This window comes from Rhodococcus sp. IEGM 1330 (assembly GCF_033142445.1).
Lineage (GTDB): Bacteria > Actinomycetota > Actinomycetes > Mycobacteriales > Mycobacteriaceae > Rhodococcoides.
Genome location: NZ_JAWLSB010000001.1, coordinates 901,399 through 926,130, shown reverse-complemented (window position 1 = coordinate 926,130; position 24,732 = coordinate 901,399). Strand labels below are relative to the sequence as shown.

Sequence of the window (24,732 nt, the reverse complement as noted above, 5' to 3'; positions counted from 1 at the left end):
TCTGCAATGTCCACCCCCACCGAGAATCAGCAGATCATCGCCGAGGATCTGATCCTCCTCGACGCCGATCTCGGCGAATCCAAGGAAGCCGTCATCGAACGCCTCGCAGGCGTTCTGGCTTCCGCGGGTCGCGCAACCGAGACCGACGCTCTGCGCGACGCCGCCCTGGCCCGCGAAGCGCAGTCGGCAACAGGCCTGCCCGGCGGGATCGCCATCCCGCACTGCCGCTCCGAAGCGGTCACCTCGGCCTCGCTCGGATTCGCCCGGCTGAACCCCAAGGTCGATTTCGGTGCCCCCGACGGCCCCGCAGACCTGGTGTTCCTCATCGCAGCGCCGGCCGGTGCCGGTTCGGCACACATGAAGTTGCTCTCCAGCCTGGCGCGCGCACTGGTCAAGCCGGAGTTCGTCACCTCGCTGCGCAACGCATCCTCGGCAGCCGAGATCGTCTCGCTCGTCGACGGCGTCATCAACCCCGCGGCGAAGCCCGCCGCTGCGGCTCCGGCAGCAGCTGCCCCCGTGTCGACCGCCAAGCACAGCGCGGCCGCCACCCCGGCCGAGGCCACTGCCCCGAAGCACATCGTCGCAGTCACCGCCTGCCCCACCGGAATTGCGCACACCTACATGGCTGCCGATTCACTCGTCGCAGCAGGTGAGCGGGCCGGAGTCACGGTTCACGTCGAGACCCAGGGCTCGAGCGGCAGCACGCCGCTGGATCCTTCGATCATCGCCGGTGCCGAAGCAGTCATCTTCGCCACCGATGTGGGCGTCAAGGGCCGCGAGCGTTTCGCCGGCAAGCCTGTCATCTCCTCCGGCGTCAAGCGCGCTATCAACGAGCCCGACGTCATGCTCACCGAAGCCCTTCGCGCTGCACTGAACCCGGACGCAGCCCGAGTCGGCGGCACCGCCGTCGCGGCCGGCTCGAGCGAATCGGCCGGTGAACTGGGCTGGGGTACCCGCATTCGTCAGATCCTGCTGACCGGCGTCAGCTACATGATTCCGTTCGTCGCTGCCGGTGGTCTACTGATCGCCCTTGGATTCCTACTCGGCGGATACGAGATCTCCGGAGTTGCCGAGGACATCGTCGTCAACAACTCCATCACCTCGCTGCCCGAAGGCGGAATCGCCGCCTACCTCGGTGCCGTGCTCTTCCAGATCGGCGCGCTGTCCTTCAGCTTCCTGGTGCCCGCGCTGGCCGGCTACATTTCCTACGCCATTGCCGACAGACCAGGTCTGGCACCAGGATTCACCGCAGGCGCGGTGGCCGTCCTCGTCGGTGCAGGCTTCATCGGCGGTCTCGTCGGTGGTCTGATCGCCGGCTTCGTCGCACTGTGGATCAGCAAGTGGAAGATCCCCGCAGTTCTGCGCGGCCTCATGCCGGTCGTCATCATTCCGCTGTTCGCCACACTCATCGTCGGCGCGATCATGTTCCTGCTGCTCGGCAAGCCGCTCGCCGCGATCACCAGCGGACTGACGGACTGGCTCAACGGCCTCAGCGGTTCCTCGGTCATCATCCTCGGCATCATTCTCGGCCTGATGATGTGCTTCGACCTCGGCGGACCGGTCAACAAGGCGGCCTACGCCTTCGCAACGGCAGGCCTGTCGGTCACCGACACCGCATCGCTGCGCATCATGGCAGCGGTCATGGCCGCAGGAATGGTGCCGCCGCTGGCCATGGCACTCGCCTCGACCGTCCGCTCGCGTCTGTTCACCGAGGCCGAGCGCGAGAACGGTAAGGCCGCATGGTTCCTGGGAGCTGCATTCATCTCCGAGGGCGCAATCCCGTTCGCTGCCGCGGATCCGTTCCGCGTCATCCCCTCGATGATGGCCGGCGGCGCAGTGACCGGTGCCATGATCATGGCGTTCGACGTCACCCTCAGCGCACCCCACGGCGGAATCTTCGTGTTCTTCGCGATCGGAAACATCCTGTGGTTCATCCTCTCGCTGGCAGCGGGCACCATCGTCTCCGCGTTCCTGGTCGTCTCGGCCAAGCAGTTCGTCAAGGGTAAGAACGCCCCGTCGGACGCCGAACTCGATCCGGCACTCGTCACCGTCTGACACTCGCTACGATCGCAACAACCCCACTACGAAGGAGCAGCACATGCCCAGCACCACAGTCGCCGTCGGATCCTCGATCGGTCTGCATGCTCGTCCCGCAGCACTGATCGCCGACGCCGTCGCCGAAGCCGGCGTGGACGTCACCCTCGCAGTGGCCGACTCGGAGCCGGTCGACGCAGGTTCGGCCCTGATGATCATGACGCTCGGAGCCACCAAGGGCACCGAAGTCACCGTCACCAGTGACGACCAGGCAGCACTCGACAAGGTCGTCGCACTCGTCGAAGCAGACTTGGACGCTTGAGTCGTTCCGCAGGCTCCACTCCTGCGACGCCTGAGTCGTTCCGCAGGCTCCACTCCTGCGACGCCTGAAACACAGCGTTCAGCGAGAGCGCATCGATCGCCGGACGGTGAATCCCACCGCTCCGGCGATCAGCACCACACCGGCAGCGACGGCCGCTCGGAATGTCCATTCCGAGTCCGTCGCTGTCGGCGTTTGCGTCGGCTGCACAGGAACGGCGGTCGGCAATACCGGATCCACGACAACAGATTCGGGGGCGGACATGTCGACCGCTACCGCGTCGGGGATTCTCAGGATGGGCGGAAGCGTGGCCTCTGCGGGTCCGAATCCCGCCTCGGATGCGATGAGCAAGGAACCGTCGTCGGTGAACACCAGTGCCTCGCCCTGCGGCTGATCGGGCAATGACACCACGGCGCGAGACGCTGTCGGATCGACCAATGCCGACGCGATGTCCCCGTCCGACGGGCGGAACAGGTAGGCGTCGGTGTAGGTGCGCACTGCGGCGACGGTGCCGTCGGCGCTCACCGCTCCCCCGGTCGCCAGTATCGATCCGACCACGAAGGGCGGCCCCCCGACCGTGTCCGTTGCGGTGAACGCCAGATTCCCGACCTTGCGCATCGGCGTCGGCCCAGGGCTGGTCAGATCGGCAACGGATTCGTCGCCTGCTGGTACGTACACCCCGCTCACGCCCGAAAGTTCCTTGGTGACGATCACCGGCCTACCACCGGGCTCGATCAGTATCGTTTCGGCGTCGTGCGCGCCGTCGGGATAGGTCAGTCGGTACAGTTCGCCCGCACCCGATTCCGGGTCCATTCGCGTCAACGCCACTGTGTCGCGGCGCATCTGATTGTCGCCGAGGTCCGCCAACCACAGCGAGCCGTCGTACGACGCCAGGTCCTCGACGTCGTACGGGTCGACGGGCACGTCGATCCATCGCTGAACCGCACAGTCGGCACCGAGCGCCGCGACCCGATCATCGGCTCCACTGTCACCGATCGCGTAGAGGACCCCGTCGATCGAGGTCAGACCGGACAACTCAGCGAGACCAGGATCGTTCGGAAGACAATACGTTTCGGTCTCGATCGGAGCAGCGAAGGCAGTTCCCGAGAACGCGATCGTCGTGGCGACCGCAGCCGCGGCCGCTCCGCACACCACCAGCCGTGGCCCCACCGAGGTCAGACGCTGGGCACGGTTGCCGTGAATTCGACGAGCGCTGCCGCAAGCGATTGCGGCACACGAGCTTCCACGCGCGTGCCCTCTTCCTCGTGCGTGGACTTCACGATCCGGCCGTCGGTGTGGATTCGCGCGACCAGATCACCACGCGTGTAGGGCACGAGAACGTCGACCAACACGTCCGGCTCGGAGAGGATCTCGGCCAGGTGATCTCGCAGAGCATCGATTCCCTCGCCGGTCTTGGCCGAGACGAACCGCGCGCCGTCGAGCAATCCGCGCAGCTGGGTCAGCTGCACCGGATCGGCAGCGTCGATCTTGTTGACCACCAACAATTCCGGCGGCATCTTCGCATCCTGCTCGCGAACCACCTCGGTGATCACCTCGCGCACGGCCTTGATCTGATCGATCGGAAGAGGATCCGATCCATCGACCACGTGCAGCAGCAGATCTGCATCGGTGACTTCCTCGAGCGTCGAGCGGAACGCCTCGACCAACTGAGTCGGAAGATGCCGAACGAAGCCGACGGTGTCGGTCAGCACGATCTCGCGACCGTCTTCGAGCGTCGACTTGCGCGTGGTGGGATCGAGGGTGGCGAACAACGCGTTCTGAACCAACACACCGGATCCGGTCAGCGCGTTCAACAGACTCGACTTGCCGGCGTTCGTGTACCCCACGATCGCGATGGACGGCACCGTACCGCTCAGACGCTGTTCGCGTTTGGTGTCGCGGGCCTGCTTCATTCCCTTGATCTCGCGGCGCAGCTTGGCCATTCGCTCACGGATGCGTCGACGGTCGGTCTCGATCTTCGTCTCACCCGGTCCGCGCAAGCCCACACCACCGTTGCTGCCTGCACGTCCACCGGCCTGCCGCGACATGGATTCGCCCCAGCCGCGAAGCCTGGGCAGCATGTATTCCATCTGCGCGAACGCGACCTGCGCCTTGCCTTCTCGCGAGGTCGCGTGCTGAGCGAAGATGTCGAGGATCAGCGCGGTGCGGTCGATGACCTTGACCTTGACGACCTTCTCCAGGGCATTGAGCTGAGCAGGCGTCAGTTCACCGTCGCAGATCACGGTGTCGGCACCGGTCGCGAGGACGATGTCGCGCACCTCCTTGGCCTTACCGGAACCGATGTACGTCGCGGCATCGGGCTTGTCGCGTCGCTGCATCAGCGCTTCGAGTACCTCCGAGCCGGCGGTCTCGGCCAGAGCAGCCAGTTCCGTCATGCTGGACTCGGCCTGCGCGGCCGTGCCGGTGGTCCAGACTCCGACCAACACGACGCGTTCGAGGCGCAACTGCCGGTACTCGACCTCGGTGACGTCGGTGAGCTCGGTGGACAGTCCGGCCACTCGACGTAGCGCGGTGCGGTCTTCGAGCTGCATGTCGCCGGAGGACGGGGAGTTCTCGTCATTGAGCGGAGACCGGGCCAGTCGCCTCGACCACGCGTCGGACTCTTCACGAGTCCAGGCGGATTCGGTTTCGGGAGCACCGTCGATATCGTCGCGACTGTCGTCGACCGGTTCGCCCGCAGGGGATGTTTCATGTGAGTTCGTCATACGCCACCCATGATCCACGAAAGTCCCAGCGTATGCACGCGGGTTTCGGTCCGCGCGGATGCCGAGGCCGGTGCGATCGTCAGGACTGAGCCTTCAGCCACCGGTCGTCGATCTCGCCGCGGGCCAGCAGCACCGACGGTCCGCGCAGAGTGGCACCGACGTGATCGATGGCCACGCGCACCCGACCGCCGAGCACACCGACGCTCACCTCCCCGGTCTCGAGGCCCTCGTAGGACAGCGCGGCTGCGGCCGCTGCCACGGTTCCGGTGCCACAGGATCGCGTCTCCCCGACGCCACGCTCGAACACGCGCATCTCGACGGCACCGTCGTCGAGCCTGGTCAGGATCTCGACGTTCGCACCGTGGGGAAAGAACTCGGAGTCCAGTGTCGGCGGTGCGGACAAGTCGAGAGCGCCGAGAGATGAGCGCGTCAACGCACCGTCCACACAGGCCAGGTGAGGATTCCCGACGTCGATTCCGATGCCCTCGTACGTTCCGCCCGCGAGGGTCGCCGAGCTCGAGCCCATCAGCGTGACGTCACCCATCGCCACGGTGACATCGGCGTCGGTGTCGTCGAACGAGTGGACGGTCACAGCGCGTGCGCCTGCCCGCGAACCCACCACGAACTGGTCGCGTTGTTCGAGATCGTGTACGCGGAGGTAGTGCGCGAACACGCGGACACCGTTGCCGCACATCTCGGCAATGGTGCCGTCGCCGTTGCGGTAGTCCATGAACCAGTCCTCGGGCTCGACACCCGACGGAATTCGGTCGAGTACGCCTGCATCTCGGAGCACACCGGCCCTGGCGACGCGCAGAATTCCGTCGGCACCGAGGCCCTGGCGTCGATCGCACAGCACCGAGACCGCCGACCTGGTGAGTTCGAGCTCGGCTGCCGGATCCGGCAGTACGACGAAGTCGTTCTGAGTTCCGTGGCCTTTGGCGAATTCCATGTCCGCGAGTCTACGGGGGTTCGGCTACGAGGGGTCGAGCGCGGACAGGGCGTCCGACATCAGCGTGGGCGACGCACCGTCGAGCCAACGGACGCGGTCGTCGCGGCGAAACCAGGATCGTTGGCGTCGCACGTAGCGTCTGGTTCCGATGAACGTCCGTTCGCGTGCGAACTCGACGTCGTACTCCCCCGCCAACACGCCGAGAGCCTGCGCGTAGCCGATCGCCCGCGACGCGGTGACGCCCTCCCGCAGTCCCAGGACGAGCAGGCCTTCCACCTCGTCGAGCAGTCCGGTCTCGAACATCAGCCGAGCACGCTCGGCGATCCGCCCGTCCAGTTCGACCGTGTCGCGGTCGACTCCCAACACCACCGTGCCCCAGCGAGGTGCACCGATCTTCGGGGCCGATGCCGCGAACGGCTGCCCGGTCAGCTCCACCACCTCGAGCGCCCGGACCATACGCCTGCCGTCGGTGGGCAGGATCGATGCGGCAGCATCGGGATCGGCGGCCGTCAACGCGCGATGGATCTCCTCGACACCGTCGCGTTCGAGGACTGCTTCCCATGTCGCTCGGACGACGGGGTCGGTGGCAGGAAAGGCCCACTCGTCGAGCAACGACTGCACGTACATCATCGATCCGCCGACGATGATCGGTCGCAAGCCCCGCGATCGAATGTCCTCGACGTCGGCGACCGCAGCTGTCTGGTACCGCGCGACGGTAGCGATATCGGTGACCTCGAGCACATCGAGTTGATGGTGCGGAATCCCGCGCCGCTCCGCTACGGGCAGTTTCGCGGTCCCGATGTCCATCCCCCGGTACTGCTGCATCGCGTCGATATTGACGATTTCGCCGCCGAGTTCCTCGGCCAGATCGAGAGCCAGGTCGGATTTGCCTGCGGCAGTCGGTCCGATGACCGCGACCGGAGTCGTGGCCGAGTCGCTCGCCCCGTCAGTCACGAGCCCAGGTCCCCACGAAGTACCCGACCCCGAAGGGCGCACCTCGGTAGAGCTCTCGCGTCGTCGTCGCATCGGGACCAGCGAGTGCTGCCAGCACCTGCCACGCCGCTCTGCCGCCGACACCGAGCGATGCGCACAGGTCCGGATCCAGACCCGCCAATGCATGGACGTCGGCCGTCGCGAGGGCATCGTCGATCCGGCGCTGGACCGCGTCGGCGCGCTCGTCGAACGATCCAGGGGCCTTCGAAGTCAGTGTGTTCGCCCCGTCTGCCAGCACCAGAACGCCCCAGCTCTCCGCCGAAGCGTCGAGCTCTCGGCGCAGCTCCTCCCCGAACTCTGCGCACCACCCGGTGCTCGCATCGGCCGGGATCGTGCGGACCTCGACCGCATCGTCGGGGGCAGCCACTCCTCGCAGCCACCCGGCGATCAGAACGGCCAGCGGCAGGTCCGGGTCTGCGGCAGTCTGCGCTGTGCCGCCGGACAGGCTCACCACGACATCGACTCCGAAGCCCCGCAACGTTCCGACCGTGGCCTCGCCGTACGTGGAGGACGTGCGATCGACGCCGACGGCGATCCAGCGGTCGACCGTCGACGCCAGGTGTGTCGTCGCGCCGACGGCGGCGGTCCGAAGATCGGCTGCCTCGGCCGCCCTCGCGCCCATCAGTTCGGGGACCAGCAACGGTGGAGAGGGCACCAGGGCCGCGACACGAAACACGTGCACCACGCTAGTCGTTGACGCGACTTGGCCGGACGAGTCCACCTCGAGTCGTCTGAGCTGTTTCAATGGTCCGATCGGTCGTCACCTAGTTCAATGGTGTCCAGATCGCGATTGAGGCAGCCGTGACGCGCGGCAGAGATGAGGAACAATGACCGACCCGAACGCCGGCACCCCCACCACCCCCGAGGCCGCATCCTCGGATGCACCCGCACAGACCCCCGGTGCCACCGCGCCCGGTGCGGCGAACCACGGCGGACCCAAGCCCGGAGGTGGACCCAAGCCGGGCGGTGGACCGAAGCCCGGTGGAGGACCCAGGCCCGGCGGCCCGGGTAACGGTTCTCCTCGTCCCGGTGGTTCGGCCGGTGCCAAACCTCACCCGACCCCCTCACACGTCCCGACCGCGATCCCGACGGTCGCGCCGGCGAGCGATCCCAGCACGTTCGGCAGAGTCGACGACGACGGCACCGCGTGGGTGACCACCTCCGACGGCGAGCGGCAGATCGGGTCATGGCAGGCCGGAGACGCAGCGGAAGGACTCGCTCATTTCGGTCGGCGCTACGACGATCTGGCCACCGAGGTCGGTCTGCTCGAAGCTCGATTGACCTCCGGTACGGGCGATGCGAAGAAGACCAAGGCCGCAGCGTCAGCGCTGCTGGAGAGCCTGCCGACTGCGGCAGTGATCGGCGACCTCGATCTGCTCGCCAGGCGACTCGACGCGGTCGTCGAGCATTCGGACGCAGCAGCAGCGGTGGCCAAGCACGAGAAGGAGCTCGAACGCGCCGAACATACGGCACGTAAGGAAGCGCTCGCCGTCGAAGCCGAGCAGATCGGCAGCGAATCGACCCAGTGGAAGCACGCGGGAGATCGGCTGCGAGAAATCCTCGACGAGTGGAAGACGATCCGCGGGGTCGACCGCAAGATCGACGATGCCTTGTGGAAGCGATACTCCAAGGCACGGGAGAACTTCAACCGTCGCCGCGGCGCACACTTCGCCGATCTCGATCGTGAGCGCGGTGCGGCCAAGACCCGCAAGGAAGAACTCGTCGAGCGGGCCAAAGCCTTGTCTTCGTCCACGGATTGGGGTCCCACCGCAGCCGCGTTCCGCGATCTACTGGTGGAGTGGAAAGCATCCGGTCGTGCCCCACGCGATGCCGACGACGCCCTGTGGAAGAACTTCAAGGCCGCACAGGACGTGTTCTTCGCTGCCCGCAACGCGGCTGCCTCCGAGCGGGATGCCGAGTTCGAGTCCAACGCCGATGCCAAGGAAGCCCTGCTGGCCAAGACTCACATCGATCCGAGCAAGGACCTCGATGCTGCCCGTTCGGCGCTGCGCGACCTGCAGGACAAGTGGGATGCCATCGGCAAGGTTCCGCGCGAGAAGATGCAGGAACTCGAGGGCAAACTGAGGGCCATCGAGAAGTCGGTCCACGACGCGGTGGAGTCGCAGTGGCGTCGTTCCGACCCCGAGGCCGTCGCTCGCGCCGCGCAGTTCCGCGAGCGGGTGGTTCAGTTCGAGGATCAGGCCGCGAAGGCGACCGCAGCAGGCAAGACCAAGGACGCCGAGCGTGCGCTCGCACAGGCGCAGCAGTGGCGCGAGTGGGCCGACGCAGCAGAGAGCGCCGTCGACGAGTTGTGATTCGCCGGCTGCACTCCTGACCGGGGACGGCCGTTCGGGCCTACGGGGCCGAGTGGCCGTCCCACAGTCGCAACTTCTGTTCACCCGACGCGGCGGCGATGCGCCGCTGCTCCTGAGCGGCGAGCTGGGCGTTCGTCTTGTTCCACACGGCCTTGAGCCAGTGGAACGTCAATGCGATCACGGCGATCCACGCGATGATCAGGCCGATCCCCGGTCCGCCGCCCTGCAGGTTGTCCGGCACGGTCTGCCGCGTCCAGATCGAGAACATTCCGTACACCGACGACACCGCACACCCAGCGAGGGCAGCCCAGGCCAGCGCCCATACACGGGTGACGAGCGCGAGCACCGACATCACCACACCGAACGTCAGCACCAGCACGACAAAGACGCGCGACGGCAGTGCAATCGACTCCGCAACTGCGGCGTCGCTGCCCGTGAGCACGTCGAACCCGCTGGCCGATCCGGTGTGCGGCAACGCGAACGTGACCAACAGGACCAGCACCAGCCCGGCCACGACCAGGGCCCGCGCTCCCGGGTCCAGCTCGGTCATCACCGCTCTCTCCGTACGTCCGAGTTCTTCTGCGGATCGAGAGGGTACGACGCGATCGGGTCCGTCTGTGTCTGTCATGCGGTGCATCCTGTCTCTGCCGGTAGCGGCGCCGGTGCGCCGATCGAGGGAAGTCCGAGGCCGACGCCGATCGGTGCCGTCTTCGGCATCACTCCGCGTTCGTGGGCGTCTCCTGCTGCCGTACGGCGGTGGGTGAGCACGCCGGCATCGGCGATGAGGTGGTACGGAGCGGCCGCAGTGAGCGTGGTCGTGACGACGTCACCCGGGCGAATCTCGCTCGCCCTGTCGGCGTCGACGGCGAAGTGCACGAGTCGCCCGTCCCTGGCTCGCCCGCTCATCCGATGGGTTGCCGCGTTCTTCCGGCCTTCACCAGTGGCGACGAGCAGTTCGACCTCGGTACCGATCAGAGCCTGGTTGGCAGCGAGAACGATCTCTTCCTGCAACGCGATCAATCGCAGGTACCGTTCTTGCACAACTTCTTTGGGCACCTGGTCGGGCATGTCGGCGGCAGGCGTTCCTGGCCGCTTGGAGTATTGGAAGGTGTAGGCGTTGGCGAACTTCGCCCTCCGCACCACGTCGAGCGTCTGCTCGAAGTCCTCCTCGGTCTCGCCGGGGAAACCGACGATGATGTCGGTGGTCACGGCCGCATGCGGCATCACCTCGCGGACCTTGTCGATGATGCCCATGAACTTGCTCTGTCGATAGGACCTGCGCATCGCCTTGAGGATCCGGTCCGAACCGGACTGGAGTGGCATGTGCAAGGTGGGGCAGATGTTCGGGGTGGACGCCATCGCGTCGATGACGTCGTCGGTGAACTCGGCCGGGTGCGGTGACGTGAACCTCACTCGCTCGAGACCCTCGATCGAGCCGCATGCGGTCAGGAGCGACGCGAAAGCACCGCGGTCGCGAGGCATGTCCGGATCGGCGAACGAGGCACCGTACGCGTTGACGTTCTGGCCGAGCAGCGTCACCTCGAGTACGCCCTGATCCACCAAAGCCTGTACCTCGGCGAGGATGTCGCCCGGCCTGCGGTCGATTTCCTTGCCGCGCAGGGCCGGGACGATGCAGAACGTGCAGGTGTTGTTGCACCCCACCGAGATCGACACCCAGCCGGCGTACGCGGATTCGCGTTTCGCGGGCAGGGTGGACGGGAACGCATCGAGAGATTCGAGAATCTCGACCTGCGCCTGGTCGTTGTGCCGGGCGCGCTCGAGCAATACCGGCAGCGACCCGATGTTGTGGGTACCGAAGACGACGTCGACCCAGGGAGCCTTCTCGACGACGGTGTTTCGATCCTTCTGCGCCAGGCAACCGCCCACAGCGATCTGCATGTTGGGGTTGCGCGTCTTCGCCGGGCGCAGCATGCCGAGGTTGCCGTACAGCTTGTTGTCGGCGTTCTCTCGTACCGCGCACGTGTTGAACACGACCAGATCTGCGTCGGTGCCTGCGTCTGCCGGAACGTAGCCGGCTTCCTCGAGCAACCCGGACAACCGCTCCGAATCGTGGACGTTCATCTGGCAACCGTGCGTACGCACTTCGTAGCTGCGGGGACTCGTTGCCGACCCGTCGGTGAACGGCACGGGTTCGTAAACCCCGTGTTCTGTCACGTCCACGGCCGGAAAAACACTCGTTTGCACCCCTCCAGGGTACGGCCATCGCACCGACGGACACGCCGGGGTCGAGGGCCCCACCGGAGACTGTCCAGGGCCGATGCGGACCGTCAGTAAAGTTTCCATTACATAATCGAAGATGACGGGCGAAAACGCCGGTCGGCGAGGAAACTACGCATAGGGTTTCGATCTATGACGCACGCCACCGACGCGCCGGCATCGACACCCCAGCCGAACGCACCTTCGATGATCTCGCTCAAATCCGTCGACAAACATTTCGGTGATCTGCACGTCCTCAAGGACATCAACCTGGAAGTGCCGGCCGGACAGGTCGTCATCGTCGTGGGTCCTTCCGGATCGGGCAAGTCGACCCTGTGCCGGACGATCAATCGGTTGGAGCCGATCGACTCCGGTGCCATCGAAGTCGACGGAGACCTGCTCCCCGCCGAGGGCAAGGCCCTGGCCGCACTGCGTGCCGACGTGGGCATGGTGTTCCAGTCGTTCAACCTGTTCGCGCACAAGACGATTCTGCAGAACGTCATGCTCGCGCCGATGAAGGTACGCAAGCAGAAGAAGGACGAGGCAGAGAAGAGCGCCCTGGCCCTCCTCGAGCGCGTGGGCATCGCCAACCAGGCAGACAAGTATCCCGCTCAGCTGTCCGGTGGTCAGCAGCAGCGCGTCGCCATCGCTCGATCTCTCGCCATGAATCCAAAGGTGATGCTCTTCGACGAGCCCACCTCGGCCCTCGACCCCGAAATGGTCAACGAGGTACTCGACGTGATGACCTCGCTCGCCAAGGAGGGGATGACGATGCTCGTCGTCACCCACGAGATGGGCTTCGCCCGCAAGGCCGGCGACCGCGTCATCTTCATGGCCGACGGTGCCGTCGTCGAGGACACCGATCCGGAGACCTTCTTCAAATCTCCCAAATCCGAACGAGCCAAGGACTTCCTCGGCAAGATCCTCGGCCACTGACCCGCTTCACCGTTCATCCCGTTTGCCCGACCCGATCCTTAAGGACATTCACAGTGAGAATCACCCGCCCGATCCGCCTCGGAGTTGCCATTGCAGCTCTGTCCATCGTCGCGACCGCCTGCGGCGGCGGCGAGGAAGCTCGCACCATCTCGACGAGCGCCGAGTCCGGCAACCTCATCGTCGGCATCAAGTTCGACCAGCCCGGCCTCGGGCTGCGCAACCCCGACGGTACGTTCAGCGGATTCGACGTCGAGGTGGCCAAGTACGTCGCCGGTCAGCTCGGTGTCGACGAGGCGAACATCGAGTTCAAGGAGTCCCCCTCGGCCCAGCGCGAGACCCTGATCGAAAACGGTGAGGTCGACTACATCGTCGCCACCTACTCGATCACCGATACGCGCAAGGAAAAGGTCGGCTTCGCCGGACCGTACTTCGTGGCGGGCCAGTCGCTGCTGGTGAGCCAGGACAACACCGACATCACCGGTGCCGATTCGCTCGAGGGCAAGCGTCTGTGCTCGGTCACCGGCTCCACTCCCGCACAGAACATCGCCGACGAGTACCCGGGCGTGCAGCTCCAGCCCTTCGACACGTACTCCGCCTGCGTCGAGGCACTGCGCAACGGCACCGTCGATGCGGTGACGACGGACGACATCATCCTCGCCGGCTACGCCGCACAGTCTCCCGGACAGTTCAAGGTGGTCGGTGAACCGTTCACCACGGAGAACTACGGCATCGGCCTGAACAAGGACGACACCGAGGGACGCAACCAGATCAACGACGCCATCGAAGAGATGGTCTCCAGCGGTGCCTGGGAGCAGGCCTTCAACGACACCGTCGGTGCATCGGGCTACCCGCTTCCCGCCGAGCCCACAGTCGACCGCTACTGATCGACTCGATCGTCGTGTCCCGCAGCCTCGCTGCGGGACACGACGGTTCGATCTCTCCTAGCCGTGAGGATCAACAAGCACCGTGAATCTATTGAGCAAGTACGGCGATCAACTGATCGACGCATTCCTGACGACCATCTATCTGACATTGGCATCCCTCGTCGGTGCGCTGATCATCGGAACGATCGTCGCCGCCATGCGGGTATCGCCCATTCCGATCGCGCGCGGAATCGCTGCCACGTACGTCACCATCTTTCGTAACACTCCGCTGACCCTGGTCATCCTGTTCACCTCGTTCGGCCTGTTTCAGACGATGGGTGTCTCTCTGGCCTCTCAGTCGTCCCCGACGGGCCTCGCGGACAACAACTTTCGCCTGGCAATCCTCGGTCTGAGCATCTACACCGCGTCGTTCGTCGCCGAATCGCTGCGGTCGGGAATCAACACGGTCCCGGTCGGGCAGGCCGAAGCGGGCCGCTCTCTCGGCATGACGTTCACGCAGAACATCTCCATCGTCGTTCTCCCACAGGCATTCCGAGCCGTGATCGGACCTCTCGGCAGCGTCGTGATCGCGCTCACCAAGAACACGACCATCGCATCGGTCATCGGCGTCGCCGAGGCGTCGTTCCTGATGAAGAACATGATCGAGAACGAGGCCGCGATCTTCGTGGTCGGCGGCATCTTCGCGCTCGGTTTCATGATCCTGACGCTCCCGACCGGGTTGCTGTTCGGCTACATCAGCAAGCGATTGGCGGTGTCCTGATGAGTGATGCAGTAGCAGTTCTCTACGACGTTCCGGGACCCAAAGCGGTTCTGCGCTACAGAATTCTCTCCGGAGTAGTTGCAGTCGTCTCCCTCGGAATTGCGTTCCTCATCTACCGTGCGTTGGACTCGAAGGGCCAGCTGACCGCGGAGAAGTGGGACCCGTTTCTCCAATCGACCACGTGGACAACGTATCTGTTGCCCGGCATCCAGGGCACGCTGGTGGCAGCGGCCCTGTCGATCGTGTTCGCCCTGATTCTCGGTGCTGCACTCGGTATCGGCAGGTTGTCCGATCACCGGGTGGTTCGGGTGATCAGTGGCGCATTCGTCGAGGTGTTCCGCGCCGTTCCCGTGCTGATCCTGATGATCTTCCTGTACGCCGTCTACGCCGATTACGAGGTCTTCAAGGTCAAGTACCTGGCCTTGGCGGCAGTGGTCACGGGCCTGACGCTGTACAACGGTTCGGTCATCGCAGAGATCGTGCGTGCCGGTGTCAATTCGTTGCCCAAGGGCCAGAGGGAAGCAGCGTCGGCTCTCGGAATGCGTAAGAGCCAGGTCATGCTCCTGGTCCTTCTCCCCCAAGCCGTCACCGCCATGCTTCCGGCGATCATCTCGCAGATGGTGGTAGCGCTGAAGGACTCGGCGCTCGGTTACGTCATCGGTTACGTCGAGGTCGTCCGTTCCGGTCAGCAGGTGGGTGCGTTCTACAGCAACTACCTGCCGTCTCTGATCATCGTCGCCGTCATCATGATCATCATCAACTCTGCGTTGACGAAGTTGGCCACCGTGGTCGAACGTCGTCTGCGTTCTCGTAAGCGCAAGGCCGGGGCGACTGCAGTTGTGCCGGCTCTCGACGGCGGTCAGGCAGCCTGACCTCGCGTCGGCCGCAACTGAGGAAGCCCTCGACGAGTAAGGCCCGCAACACCAGTGGTGTTGCGGGCCTTACTGTTTCTCGACGGCACCGGCTCGAGGTGGACGATCACATCGAGTCGGGGCCGTCGAAGTCTTCGGTGTCGGCACCTGCGTGGTCGAGCTGTTCTTTGACCACCGCAAATGCCATCGACTGGGAGTAGCCACGGCGTGCGAGCATGCCGACCAGTTTTCGCACTACCTTGTCTCGATCGGCGCGAGCGTCGGGTCCACTCGGATCGGGCAACTGCAGTGTGCGAAATCGCTTGCGTACCAACTCGGCTGCGCGCTGACGCTCGTCGTCGGCGTCGATCAGATCCAGTGCATGCACTGCGAGTTCGTTACTGACTCCCTTGTTGCGGAGCTCCATGCTCAGTGCACGTTTGCCCTTGCCGGAGTATTTGTGCCGAGATTGGACCCACTGCTGCGCGAACGATTCGTCGTCGACCAGTTTGGCCTTCTCGAGCCGGTCGAGAACGGCGTTCGCGATCTCGGTGGTGAAACCCTTCTTGGCAAGGCTGGCTTCGAGTTCGTGCCTGCTGCGTGCTCGGTCGGTCAGCAGCCGAAGGCAGGCATCTTTCGCCTGCGCCTCGGTGCCGCCGCCTTCGTCTCGCTGCTGCACAGCGACGACAGGTTAGAAGTCGACCGGAGCAGCTGCGGGCTCTTCTGCGGTGACGTCCGCGCCGATCTGCAGCTTCTCCATGATCTTCTTCTCGATTTCGTCCCGCACGTCCGGATTCTCGAGCATGAACTTGCGGGCGTTCTCCTTGCCCTGGCCGAGCTGGTCCCCTTCGTAGGTGAACCACGAACCCGACTTACGGATGAAGCCGTGCTCGACGCCCATGTCGATCAACGAGCCTTCGCGGCTGATGCCCTTGCCGTAGATGATGTCGAACTCGGCCTGCTTGAACGGCGGCGCAACCTTGTTCTTGACGACCTTGACCCGGGTGCGGTTACCGATGGCGTCGGTTCCGTCCTTCAGGGTCTCGATGCGGCGGATGTCGAGGCGAACCGAGGCGTAGAACTTCAATGCCTTACCACCGGTGGTGGTTTCGGGAGAGCCGAACATGACGCCGATCTTCTCGCGCAGCTGGTTGATGAAGATGACGGTGGTACCGGAGTTGCTCATGGCACCGGTGATCTTGCGCAGCGCCTGGCTCATCAGGCGGGCCTGCAGACCCACGTGACTGTCGCCCATCTCGCCCTCGATCTCGGCGCGCGGTACCAGTGCCGCCACCGAGTCGATCACGAGGATGTCGAGAGCACCCGAACGGATCAGCATGTCTGCGATCTCGAGAGCCTGCTCACCGGTATCGGGCTGCGAGACCAGCAGTGCGTCGGTGTCGACACCGAGCTTCTTCGCGTAGTCCGGATCGAGGGCGTGCTCGGCGTCGATGAACGCAGCGATGCCGCCTGCCCGCTGCGCACTCGCTACCGCGTGAAGGGCAACGGTGGTCTTACCCGAGGATTCCGGACCGTAGACCTCGATGACACGTCCACGCGGCAACCCTCCGATGCCGAGTGCCACATCGAGCGCGATCGATCCCGTGGGGATGACGGCAATGGGCTGGCGAACCTCGTCACCGAGGCGCATCACCGAACCCTTGCCGAAGTTCTTGTCGATCTGCGCGAGTGCGAGATCGAGTGCTTTGTCGCGATCGTATGCAGCCATCGTGAGCTCCCTGTGTCGTGTCGTTCAGCTGTGTCGTGTCGATCAGCTTTGTCGTCGGTAACGCTAGATCGGGGTACCGACAAGAAGTTTCTCGAAACCGCCCGGCAACCGTTGACACAAGCATAGGGGAACACGTGTTCGAGTCAACTACCGCAGCACTCGACACGCCGAGAGGATCGAAAGGACCCGAGGAGCTACCAGCGTTCTTTCGGCACATCGAACTCGTAACAGATCGATCGCCACACTTCCCGTGGATCGACGCCGTCCTCGATGGCTTGCGCTCCGGTTCGGCCGATACCGGACAGCACATGATCGGTCAGCAGGGAATCGCCACGAACGGAGCCGAACTCCTCGATGAGCAGTTCACGAAATTCGGTCAGACGCACAACGACAACCCTAACGCCCGCGCCGTGGAGTGCCGCGGGCGAGCACCCTATGACAGACAGACACCGGATCCTCGACGGACTTCGCCCCGTCCGCCGCCGTCTCCGCTGCCCGGGCGAAGCGCGGATCGGACAGTACGGTGGCCACCGCGTCGGCGATCGAAGTCGGCGTCGGGGGTCGCACGATGACGGCACTCCCCTGCCGGGCGGCCCGATTCGCCAGCTCCCATTGATCACCACCGCCGGGGACGGTCACCACCGGAACGCCGTGAATGAGCGCCTTGGCCAGCATGCCGTGTCCACCGCCGCACACCACCACATCGGCATCTCGCAGCAGTTCGTCCTGGCGGCCCAGTCCTGCGTTCGCCCAGTTCGGGAGTACGTCGGGACCTCCGTCGAGAACGGAGGCCACGACCCGGACTCCTCTACCGTCCAACCCCTTCAGCGCCATCTCGAGCATTCCCTCCGCACCGGTGAACGCTGTCGACGGCGCGACCATCACCAGCGGTGACGATCCGTCGGGAGTATCGAGCAGGTCGTCCGTCGGTTCCCACAGCAGCGGGCCGACCACGTGTGCGTCCTCCGGCCAGTCGGGACGTTGCACCTCGAGCGCGGGAATGGTGGCGACGAGCCGAGCAGCCGGGCCCGGATCCTCGGCAGGCAGCCCGATGCTCGTTCGTGCGCTGGACCGCTGAGCTCGCCCCTGAGCGATCGAGCGTGCCGTCAACGCGCGCATCACGGTATCGCGCAGCCTGCCGCGAACCCCGGTACCTGGAGCCAAGCCACTTCCGATGGGAGGCAAACCTTTCGAGGGCGAATACAGCGGATGTGGCGAGAGCTCGACCCAGGTGATACCGAGCCGCTCGGCGGCCATGCCGCCCCCTGCGGTCAGGATGTCGGACACGACGAGATCGACGTTCTCCCGCTCGAGGTCGGGCAGCAGCTCGGTCGCAACGAACGCCGCCCGTGAGTGGATTCGTTGTCCGGCATCGAGATCGTCGTCCTCCGGCCGCGGTGCAAGACCACCCAGCGGAAGCGTCCGTAGCCCCGCGGCGTGCGCGTCGGGCACCCACCGGCTACCGGTGAAGAGGATCGGTTCGTCGCCCGCCTCGCGGAAGAGCAGAGCGAGCGCGATTGCCGGAAACGCATGCCCCGGATCGGGCCCGGCCACCACTGCTACTCGCACGAACCCAGCGTGCCACACTCGAGCCGTACCGCTCGACGTGTGCCGAGATCAGCTCGTGAGGGCCGACCTTAACCTGAGCGGCGACATGTGCAACAGGTCCAGACCGCGATCGACGAAGCCTCGTTCATGCACTCTCGGGCCGGAGGTAACTGTCCACCGCATACGCCATCTGGCGCGTCACCTCGGTACCGGAGACACGCTCGGACACCATCTCGGCGGACTGCACCGCGGACTGCACCATCAGTAGCACCAGCGTGGCGAGAGTGGTGGGGTCCCCCGCGCGAATCGAGGAATCACGTTGTCCGGCAACGACCAGGGAAGACAATGCGTCGATGATCAACGACTGACTGGTTCCGAGTCGATGCAGAATGTAGGTGGCGAGCACGTCGGAATCGGAACGCAGAATCTTCACGAACAGCGGATGGAGTCGAACGCGGTCGGCCACTTCGCCCACGGCAGTCACGATCTGATCGCGAGCCGACGCCGTGGCGTCGAAACTCGGAATCAGGGCGCCGATCTCACGAGTGAGCAGGCTCGACACCACCGCTCGTGTATCGGCCCATCTCCGGTACACGGTGGGCCTGCTGACCTTGGCACGACGCGCGATCTCGGCCAAGGTCGTGCGCTTGACTCCGTGTTCGAGGATGCAGGACCGGGCCGCGTCGAGAACGGTGTCTTCGACCGACTTCTCGGGAGCCTCGGTTCGGGAGGGCGACTGAGGGGGCTCGGACGAGGCAAGACTCGACACCGGCTGCTCGATCACGTTCCACCCTTCGCAATTCGGACATGAGGACTGCATCTCCAGCGATAACAGTCATTTTCGTTACAGTACCTCACGGTTACACGCACATTCGGCTCGAAAGTCACCGGTAACACGCATGCACACTGTGCGCCGGAGGCATTCGGCCATGAATCGACTCGGTCACCACCACGGCAATCGTCAACCCTGGCAAGCTGATCGATGTGATCGACGAATCGTTGCGACCATGACCCGATCGGTGACCGTGTTGACCAATCCGATGGCCGGCGGTGGGCGCGCAGGGCATGCCGGACGGTGTGCCGTGGCTCGCCTGCGGGAGCGGGAACTCGACGTCACGGCCATCGAAGGCCGCACGCCCGGGGATGCGTTGACATTGCTCGAGAAGGCCGTCGGCAGCGGTACGGACGCCGTGGTCGCCGTCGGCGGCGACGGGCTCGTCAATCTCGTCGTTCAAGTGCTCGCCGGCACCGACGTCCCGATGGGCCTGATCCCGGCCGGCACCGGCAACGATCTGGCCCGCACTCTGGGCCTGCCTCGCGACGACGCTACCCATGCAGCCGACATCGTCGCCGACAACGTCACGCGCGCAATCGATCTCGGACGAATCGGCGAGCGCTGGTTTGCCACCGTACTATCCAGCGGCTTCGACTCGCTGGTCACCGAGAGGGCCAAGCGACTGCGCTGGCCGCGCGGACCTCTCCGGTACAACGCGGCCATGATGCTACAGCTGGCGTCACTCCGAAAGCTCCCGTACGTCATCGAACTGGACGATGCCGAGCTTCGTCTCGACGCCACCTTGGTCGCGGTCGGAAACGGCAGGAGTTACGGAGGTGGCATGGTCGTGTGCCCTGCCGCGCGGATGGACGACAGCCTTCTCGATGTCACCGTCGTTCGCGGGGTGAGTCGGACTCGACTGCTCGGACTGTCGCCGACTCTCTATCGGGGAACACATATCGACTTGCCGGAGGTCGACACCTACACCTCGACGCAGGTCACGCTGCGGTGCGATGGAATCGTCGCCTATGCGGACGGTGAACGTGTCGCGGAACTACCTGTCACCGCACGCTGTGTACCGCGGGCACTCAGGGTGTTCGTCGATCAGGGTTCTGTATCTCGAGGGTGACCGGACCGCCGCGTCAGAACTTCAGCGACGAGCGATCGTCGTTCGAGGAGATCGCTTTGTACAGCCACACCAGTCCCAACACGATCGCGCCGGCCACCACCAGCCAGAAGACACCCTTGATGATGGTGCCCAGAAGCGCGAGCGCAATCCAGATCAGAACGATGAATCCCAGTACTTTCCAGAACATGAGTGCTCCTGCCGTGTCTCCGCGCACCGTGTCGTATCGCGTACTTCGATACTGGCACTCGAGCGCGACGAACACATCGGGGTGAACCCTGAATTGTCTCAGCGGTGCCGCGACCGGATCTGGTCGATTTCGGTGAGCGCCTCGGCCCATCCCTGCAGTCGATCCGTCGCCGACAGCAGCTCGCGTCGATGCGATTCCACGACCGTCGTCGACGCCGATCCGGCCGGTCCGGTCATCCGCGCGGCCGCGGCGACGAGCTGCTCGTACTGATCGACCCCGGTGGCGAGTTCGGCTGCAGCCGAAGCTATTCCGCTGCGCAGGTGTTCGAGGGTCACAGCGCTCGCCGCCCCCGCACGTTCCAGAGCGGCGATGTCGACGGCGACTCCTTCGAGACCGCGGGCTGCATCGGAGGTCACCCCGATCATCTCCTCGACGTCGTCGGCACCGATCGTCTCGGACCTCGCCAGGATCCCCAGTAGCTCGAACAGACTCTGCTCGGCACCGGCCAGTCGGGTCATCGACTCGTACGCGGCAGATCCGCGCTGCGGCAACACGCGCTTGGTCGGTAGGCCCACGGGGACCGGTTGGGCTCGAAGACGCCGCAACCGCGTCACCGCGAATGCCGCCGGGACGGCCATCAGTGCAGCGCTACCGCCGCCCACGAACAGAGTCCACTCCGGGGCCGACAGCACGGCCATCCCCGCAGTTCCCACCGCTGTCGTCGTGGATGCGGCACCGAACCTGATTCCGCGTCGTCTGGCGCGGCGAATCTTCTTCAGATGCTTGACGCGGGGGTCTCTCCGACGTCCGGCGGCGTCGAGAATCGAGGTACCGACACTACGAGCGGACTCCGCAAGAGACCTGACCACTGCGCCGGACTCGGTGACGGCTGCGGTCACGGACTCTCGATCGAGCGAAACGGCCGGCCGCTTACGCGACCGGCCGGATTCGTGATCTCTTCTACTCATGTCGACGCTGCTGTCGGACGACCGAGCTGTTCGTCAGGTCGATCTACGCCTGAGCCGGGGGCTCGGGCGTCGCGTCCGGGGACTTGGCAATCGAGGGCTTCGCCGCGGCATTGCCGGACGGCAGCGAGTCGCCTGCCATCGATGCGCGGATCTGCTCCAGGCGACTGTGGCCCGCCATCTGCACGGATGCCTGCTGGACCTCCATCATGCGACCGGAGACCGAGTTCTGAGCCAGCTCCGCCGATCCCAGTGCATCTGCGTAGCGACGTTCGATCTTGTCGCGCACAGCGTCGAGGCTCGGGGTGTTGCCGGGCGCGGACAGGGTGCTGTCCATCGACCGGAGGGATTCGCTGACCTTCTCCTGCATCTTCGCCTGCTCGAGCTGGCTGAGCAGCTTGGTGCGTTCTGCGACCTTCGACTGCAGAGCCATGGCGTTCTGCTCGACGGCCTTCTTGGCCTGGGTGGCCGCCTGCAGAGACTGGTCGTGCAGGACCTTGAGGTCCTCGACGCTCTGCTCGGCGGTCACCAGCTGCGCGGCGAATGCCTCGGCTGCGTTCGTGTACTGCGTGGCCTTCTCGATGTCGCCTGCGGTGGCGGCCTGATCGGCCAGCGTCACCGCTTGCCGAGCATTCGCGTTGAGCTTCTCGACCTCGTCCAGCTGCCGGCTGAGCTTCATCTCGAGCTGGCGCTGATTACCGATGACGGACGCGGCCTGCTGGGACAGCGCCTGGTGCTGCCGCTGCGCGTCTTCGATCGCCTGCTGAATCTGAACTTTGGGGTCGGCCTTCTCGTCGATCTTGGAATTGAAGAGCGCCATCATGTACTTCCAGGCTTTGACGAAAGGATTAGCCATGGGGTGGTCCTGCCTCCATCTGTTGCGCCGCGGTGGCCGCGTACGGGTCGGCTGCTCTCGCAGTGACCGAAATGAACCTGTCCGTGCTGTGAAAGTCGGGTGCGTGGTCTGGGTCAGGAGTGGAAACTGGGTACTTTTCCGATCTTAGGCGGCGGCGAGAGCTCTGGCAGCAGGTGCCGGAATCACGACGCGAGTATCGCCGTCGATGCGGGTGGCGACTGCCGCCTCGTCGAGCCGCGCGGCGGCGGTGGAGGCGTCGGACAGCGTCACACTGACATCACTCATGACGTCCGAGAGCGGGACGGCGAGGGCGTCGCAGATCGCGGCGAGGAGTTCGCTCGACGCCTCCTTGCGACCGCGTTCCACCTCGGAGAGGTACCCGAGGCTGACACGTGCGGTGTTCGAGACTTCACGCAGGGTTCGGCTCTGTGCGACGCGAGTACGCCGCAAACTGTCGCCGAGTGCTTCACGCAATAGCAGCGCCATCTCGCTCCTCCTCGTTGGTGTTCGTGCCGACGACTGTGCCGTCGAGACGACAACGTTCATATCTCGTTCGTCCGGAGCCGTCACGATGTTCAACGTCCCAGTCGGTCCGATTGGTTCCCGACCCTATATGCCCGTTCACTCCGACACGCGCCGAAGCTGCTTCGACACGGCTGCCAAGACTGTATCTCGCCGAATGGTTCACCTGCTCGCCTGCGCGCGACATGGCCGCTGCAGAGGTCACGTCGGAACGATTCACGTCGAGGACACGCCTCGGCGCAGGCGAACGGCCTGCACCACGTAGTCCAGGCCGGTGTACACGGTGAGTAGTACCGCCAGCGCCATCAAGGCCACCGCGACCGGGTCGACAACGCTCGGCAGCGGGCACAGATACACCCCTATCGCGAACGTCTGCACCAGAGTCTTCACCTTGCCGCCGCGCCCTGCGGGGATGACGCCGTGGCGGATGACGGCGAACCGCACGGCGGTGATGCCGATTTCCCGCACCCCGATGATCACCGTCACCCACCATGACAGTTCGCCCAACATCGACAGTCCGACGAGCGCGGCACCGATCAGCGCCTTGTCGGCGATGGGGTCGGCCATCTTCCCGAAATCGGTGACGAGACCGTACTTGCGGGCCAACTGGCCGTCGATCCGGTCGGTGATGGCTGCAGCAGCGAAGATCGCGGTTGCCGCCAGCCGCCACGACGTGTCCTGGCCGTCGCCGACGAACAGCGCTGCGAGAAAAACCGGAACGAGCGCGATCCGGAGCACCGTGAGGACGTTCGCGATATTGAGCAACGGCACTTCGTCCGGCCCGCCGGTGACAGCGTTGCCGTGGGGCAGCCCCGAGTTGCGCGGAGAATCCCCTGGTCCGGACACGGGGTTGCCCGGAATCTCACCACTGGACGGAACGCCGTGATCGGGCGCAACCGGCCCACTCATCGGCAGACCCGCGAGCCGTCGACGACGTACCGGTCGGTGTGTCGGCTTTTGCGCAGCACCCAGCCGCCGAGACCGGGACACAGCTCACTGAACGACACACGAAAAGTTTATCGGTTGCGGTACTGACTACTGTTCACCCCATGACTTCTGGGCCGAATCGGGCGAGTCGCGACATCGCAGACCCCGAATCCGACGTGCATTCCGACATCGCGGACCGTGGCTCAGCGAACGACGGCACCCTCGTCGTGCGTCGAGCCAGGACCTCCGACATCCCCGGGATCAAGCGTCTGATCGACATCTACGCAGGACGCATTCTGCTGGAGAAGAACCTCGTCACCCTGTACGAGGCGGTGCAGGAGTTCTGGATCGCCGAGCGTGACGGCGAGATCATCGGCTGCGGTGCGTTGCACGTGCTGTGGGCCGATCTGGGCGAGGTTCGCACGGTCGCCGTCGACCCCGCCGCGAAGGGACACGGTGCAGGCCACCTGATCGTCGCCAAACTGATCGAGGTCGCTCGTGATCTGGCACTGCAGAAGGTGTTCGTGCTGACCTTCGAGGTGGACTTCTTCTCCCGACACGGGTTTGCCGAGATCGACGGAACCCCTGTGACGGCCGAGGTCTACGCGGAGATGTGCCGTTCGTACGACACCGGCGTGGCGGAGTTCCTGGACCTGAGTTACGTCAAACCGAACACTCTGGGCAACACGCGGATGCTGCTGTCGCTCTGACAGAATTCTGGGGTCACCCCTCGAATCCGGAAGAGAGCTCCATGCCCCTGATCGCCGTCAGCTACACCTACTCACCTTCCACCACGGACGGACGCGACACCCACCGCGCAGCACACCGTGCCTGGTTGGCGGACCTGCTCGACCGGAAGACTCTGGTTTCGAGCGGACCGTACGCCGACGGCAGCGGCGCGCTGCTGCTGGTGGAAGGCACGGACGCCGCCACCGTCGAAACGCTGTTCGCGCAGGACCCGTTCGCAGTGGAGAACCTGATCGAGTCGGCGACGTTCCACGAGTGGACGCCCGTCATGGGCACCTTCACGTCCTGATCGGCTCGCTCACCCGGTTCGCGTGAATGGACCATTGCACTGCCCAGACGGCTGCAATGGTCCATTCACCCGGC

At 65.0% G+C, this 24,732-nt stretch carries 27 protein-coding genes; 10 read left to right on the top strand and 17 right to left on the bottom strand.

The window, feature by feature from the left end:
* Positions 1-6 precede the first annotated feature (6 nt).
* The gene (locus R4P57_RS04280; RefSeq protein ID WP_317801574.1) at positions 7-2,055 is read left to right on the top strand and encodes a fructose-specific PTS transporter subunit EIIC; all 2,049 of its coding nucleotides are present in this window, start codon (positions 7-9) and stop codon (positions 2,053-2,055) included.
* Positions 2,056-2,098: 43 nt separating this feature from the next.
* Positions 2,099-2,356 carry an HPr family phosphocarrier protein gene (locus R4P57_RS04275; protein WP_032377711.1) on the top strand — a complete coding sequence of 86 codons (258 nt, stop codon included), beginning with the start codon at positions 2,099-2,101 and terminating at the stop codon, positions 2,354-2,356.
* Positions 2,357-2,434: 78 nt separating this feature from the next.
* On the opposite strand, the gene R4P57_RS04270 is transcribed toward R4P57_RS04275, so the two are convergent.
* From R4P57_RS04270 to R4P57_RS04250, 5 genes are all read right to left on the bottom strand, one after another.
* Positions 2,435-3,523 carry a hypothetical protein gene (locus R4P57_RS04270; protein WP_317801573.1) on the bottom strand — a complete coding sequence of 363 codons (1,089 nt, stop codon included), beginning with the start codon at positions 3,521-3,523 and terminating at the stop codon, positions 2,435-2,437.
* Between the two features lie 5 nt (positions 3,524-3,528).
* Entirely contained in the window at positions 3,529-5,079 is a 1,551-nt protein-coding gene (hflX, locus tag R4P57_RS04265) for a GTPase HflX (RefSeq protein ID WP_220709105.1), read from the bottom strand.
* A gap of 79 nt (positions 5,080-5,158) precedes the next feature.
* Positions 5,159-6,028, bottom strand: a complete 870-nt coding sequence (gene dapF, locus R4P57_RS04260; RefSeq protein WP_317801572.1) for a diaminopimelate epimerase — start codon at positions 6,026-6,028, stop codon at positions 5,159-5,161.
* Positions 6,029-6,052: 24 nt separating this feature from the next.
* Complete coding sequence (gene miaA / locus R4P57_RS04255) at positions 6,053-6,982, bottom strand: tRNA (adenosine(37)-N6)-dimethylallyltransferase MiaA (protein ID WP_317801571.1); 930 nt, start codon at positions 6,980-6,982, stop codon at positions 6,053-6,055.
* On the bottom strand, positions 6,975-7,697 hold the full coding sequence (locus R4P57_RS04250; RefSeq protein ID WP_317801570.1) for a class III extradiol dioxygenase subunit B-like domain-containing protein: 723 nt from the start codon (positions 7,695-7,697) through the stop codon (positions 6,975-6,977). Before R4P57_RS04250 ends, miaA begins: the two co-directional genes overlap by 8 nt.
* 151 nt (positions 7,698-7,848) lie before the next feature.
* Between R4P57_RS04250 and R4P57_RS04245 the strand changes: the two genes are divergently transcribed.
* Positions 7,849-9,336 carry a DUF349 domain-containing protein gene (locus R4P57_RS04245; RefSeq protein ID WP_317801569.1) on the top strand — a complete coding sequence of 496 codons (1,488 nt, stop codon included), beginning with the start codon at positions 7,849-7,851 and terminating at the stop codon, positions 9,334-9,336.
* Positions 9,337-9,376: 40 nt separating this feature from the next.
* Here the strand turns inward: R4P57_RS04245 and R4P57_RS04240 are convergent, their stop codons facing one another.
* Together R4P57_RS04240 and miaB are read right to left on the bottom strand one after the other, a co-directional pair.
* Positions 9,377-9,964, bottom strand: coding sequence for a hypothetical protein (locus R4P57_RS04240; RefSeq protein WP_317801568.1), 588 nt, complete (start codon positions 9,962-9,964; stop codon positions 9,377-9,379).
* Positions 9,961-11,418, bottom strand: coding sequence for a tRNA (N6-isopentenyl adenosine(37)-C2)-methylthiotransferase MiaB (gene miaB, locus R4P57_RS04235; RefSeq protein WP_411742287.1), 1,458 nt, complete (start codon positions 11,416-11,418; stop codon positions 9,961-9,963). Before miaB ends, R4P57_RS04240 begins: the two co-directional genes overlap by 4 nt.
* Positions 11,419-11,760: 342 nt before the next feature.
* Here miaB and R4P57_RS04230 point away from each other — a divergent pair, with 342 nt between their 5' ends.
* The 4 genes from R4P57_RS04230 (at position 11,761) to R4P57_RS04215 (ending at position 15,005) form a co-directional block, all read left to right on the top strand.
* Positions 11,761-12,489, top strand: a complete 729-nt coding sequence (locus R4P57_RS04230) for an amino acid ABC transporter ATP-binding protein (protein ID WP_170944851.1) — start codon at positions 11,761-11,763, stop codon at positions 12,487-12,489.
* A gap of 53 nt (positions 12,490-12,542) precedes the next feature.
* Positions 12,543-13,373 carry a glutamate ABC transporter substrate-binding protein gene (locus R4P57_RS04225; RefSeq protein WP_317801567.1) on the top strand — a complete coding sequence of 277 codons (831 nt, stop codon included), beginning with the start codon at positions 12,543-12,545 and terminating at the stop codon, positions 13,371-13,373.
* Positions 13,374-13,455: 82 nt separating this feature from the next.
* Entirely contained in the window at positions 13,456-14,133 is a 678-nt protein-coding gene (locus tag R4P57_RS04220; protein ID WP_317801566.1) for an amino acid ABC transporter permease, read from the top strand.
* Positions 14,133-15,005: an amino acid ABC transporter permease gene (locus R4P57_RS04215; protein WP_317801565.1), complete on the top strand. Its 873-nt coding sequence runs from the start codon at positions 14,133-14,135 to the stop codon at positions 15,003-15,005. The genes R4P57_RS04220 and R4P57_RS04215 overlap by 1 nt, the downstream gene beginning before the upstream one ends.
* Before the next feature lie 106 nt (positions 15,006-15,111).
* On the opposite strand, the gene R4P57_RS04210 is transcribed toward R4P57_RS04215, so the two are convergent.
* The 5 genes from R4P57_RS04210 to R4P57_RS04190 all read right to left on the bottom strand — a co-directional run bounded on the left by R4P57_RS04210 (position 15,112) and on the right by R4P57_RS04190 (position 19,045).
* The gene (locus tag R4P57_RS04210; RefSeq protein WP_317801564.1) at positions 15,112-15,663 is read right to left on the bottom strand and encodes a regulatory protein RecX; all 552 of its coding nucleotides are present in this window, start codon (positions 15,661-15,663) and stop codon (positions 15,112-15,114) included.
* Between the two features lie 12 nt (positions 15,664-15,675).
* Positions 15,676-16,713, bottom strand: a complete 1,038-nt coding sequence (gene recA, locus R4P57_RS04205) for a recombinase RecA (RefSeq protein ID WP_008716921.1) — start codon at positions 16,711-16,713, stop codon at positions 15,676-15,678.
* A 194-nt stretch (positions 16,714-16,907) separates the two neighbouring features.
* Positions 16,908-17,099, bottom strand: coding sequence for a DUF3046 domain-containing protein (locus R4P57_RS04200; protein ID WP_317801563.1), 192 nt, complete (start codon positions 17,097-17,099; stop codon positions 16,908-16,910).
* A 10-nt stretch (positions 17,100-17,109) separates the two neighbouring features.
* The gene (locus R4P57_RS04195) at positions 17,110-18,282 is read right to left on the bottom strand and encodes a glycosyltransferase (protein ID WP_317801562.1); all 1,173 of its coding nucleotides are present in this window, start codon (positions 18,280-18,282) and stop codon (positions 17,110-17,112) included.
* Positions 18,283-18,406: 124 nt separating this feature from the next.
* The gene (locus R4P57_RS04190; RefSeq protein ID WP_317801561.1) at positions 18,407-19,045 is read right to left on the bottom strand and encodes a helix-turn-helix domain-containing protein; all 639 of its coding nucleotides are present in this window, start codon (positions 19,043-19,045) and stop codon (positions 18,407-18,409) included.
* Positions 19,046-19,268: 223 nt separating this feature from the next.
* Here R4P57_RS04190 and R4P57_RS04185 point away from each other — a divergent pair, with 223 nt between their 5' ends.
* Complete coding sequence (locus R4P57_RS04185; protein WP_317801560.1) at positions 19,269-20,165, top strand: diacylglycerol kinase; 897 nt, start codon at positions 19,269-19,271, stop codon at positions 20,163-20,165.
* Between the two features lie 13 nt (positions 20,166-20,178).
* Here R4P57_RS04185 and R4P57_RS04180 read toward each other — a convergent pair whose 3' ends face one another.
* The 5 genes from R4P57_RS04180 to pgsA all read right to left on the bottom strand — a co-directional run bounded on the left by R4P57_RS04180 (position 20,179) and on the right by pgsA (position 23,604).
* On the bottom strand, positions 20,179-20,352 hold the full coding sequence (locus R4P57_RS04180) for a hypothetical protein (protein ID WP_037190120.1): 174 nt from the start codon (positions 20,350-20,352) through the stop codon (positions 20,179-20,181).
* A gap of 98 nt (positions 20,353-20,450) precedes the next feature.
* Positions 20,451-21,320 (bottom strand): phage shock envelope stress response protein PspM, encoded by an 870-nt coding sequence (gene pspM, locus R4P57_RS04175; RefSeq protein ID WP_317801559.1) that lies wholly within the window; start codon positions 21,318-21,320, stop codon positions 20,451-20,453.
* 43 nt (positions 21,321-21,363) lie between these two features.
* Entirely contained in the window at positions 21,364-22,173 is an 810-nt protein-coding gene (locus tag R4P57_RS04170) for a PspA/IM30 family protein (protein WP_037189526.1), read from the bottom strand.
* 144 nt (positions 22,174-22,317) lie between these two features.
* Positions 22,318-22,659: a helix-turn-helix domain-containing protein gene (locus R4P57_RS04165; protein ID WP_032397883.1), complete on the bottom strand. Its 342-nt coding sequence runs from the start codon at positions 22,657-22,659 to the stop codon at positions 22,318-22,320.
* Positions 22,660-22,911: 252 nt separating this feature from the next.
* On the bottom strand, positions 22,912-23,604 hold the full coding sequence (gene pgsA / locus R4P57_RS04160) for a CDP-diacylglycerol--glycerol-3-phosphate 3-phosphatidyltransferase (protein WP_411742286.1): 693 nt from the start codon (positions 23,602-23,604) through the stop codon (positions 22,912-22,914).
* A gap of 140 nt (positions 23,605-23,744) precedes the next feature.
* On the opposite strand from pgsA, the gene R4P57_RS04155 reads away from it, so the two are divergent.
* Together R4P57_RS04155 and R4P57_RS04150 are read left to right on the top strand one after the other, a co-directional pair.
* Positions 23,745-24,332 carry an amino-acid N-acetyltransferase gene (locus tag R4P57_RS04155; protein WP_317801558.1) on the top strand — a complete coding sequence of 196 codons (588 nt, stop codon included), beginning with the start codon at positions 23,745-23,747 and terminating at the stop codon, positions 24,330-24,332.
* 41 nt (positions 24,333-24,373) lie between these two features.
* Positions 24,374-24,658: a YciI family protein gene (locus tag R4P57_RS04150; protein ID WP_317801557.1), complete on the top strand. Its 285-nt coding sequence runs from the start codon at positions 24,374-24,376 to the stop codon at positions 24,656-24,658.
* The last annotated feature ends 74 nt before the right edge of the window (positions 24,659-24,732 follow it).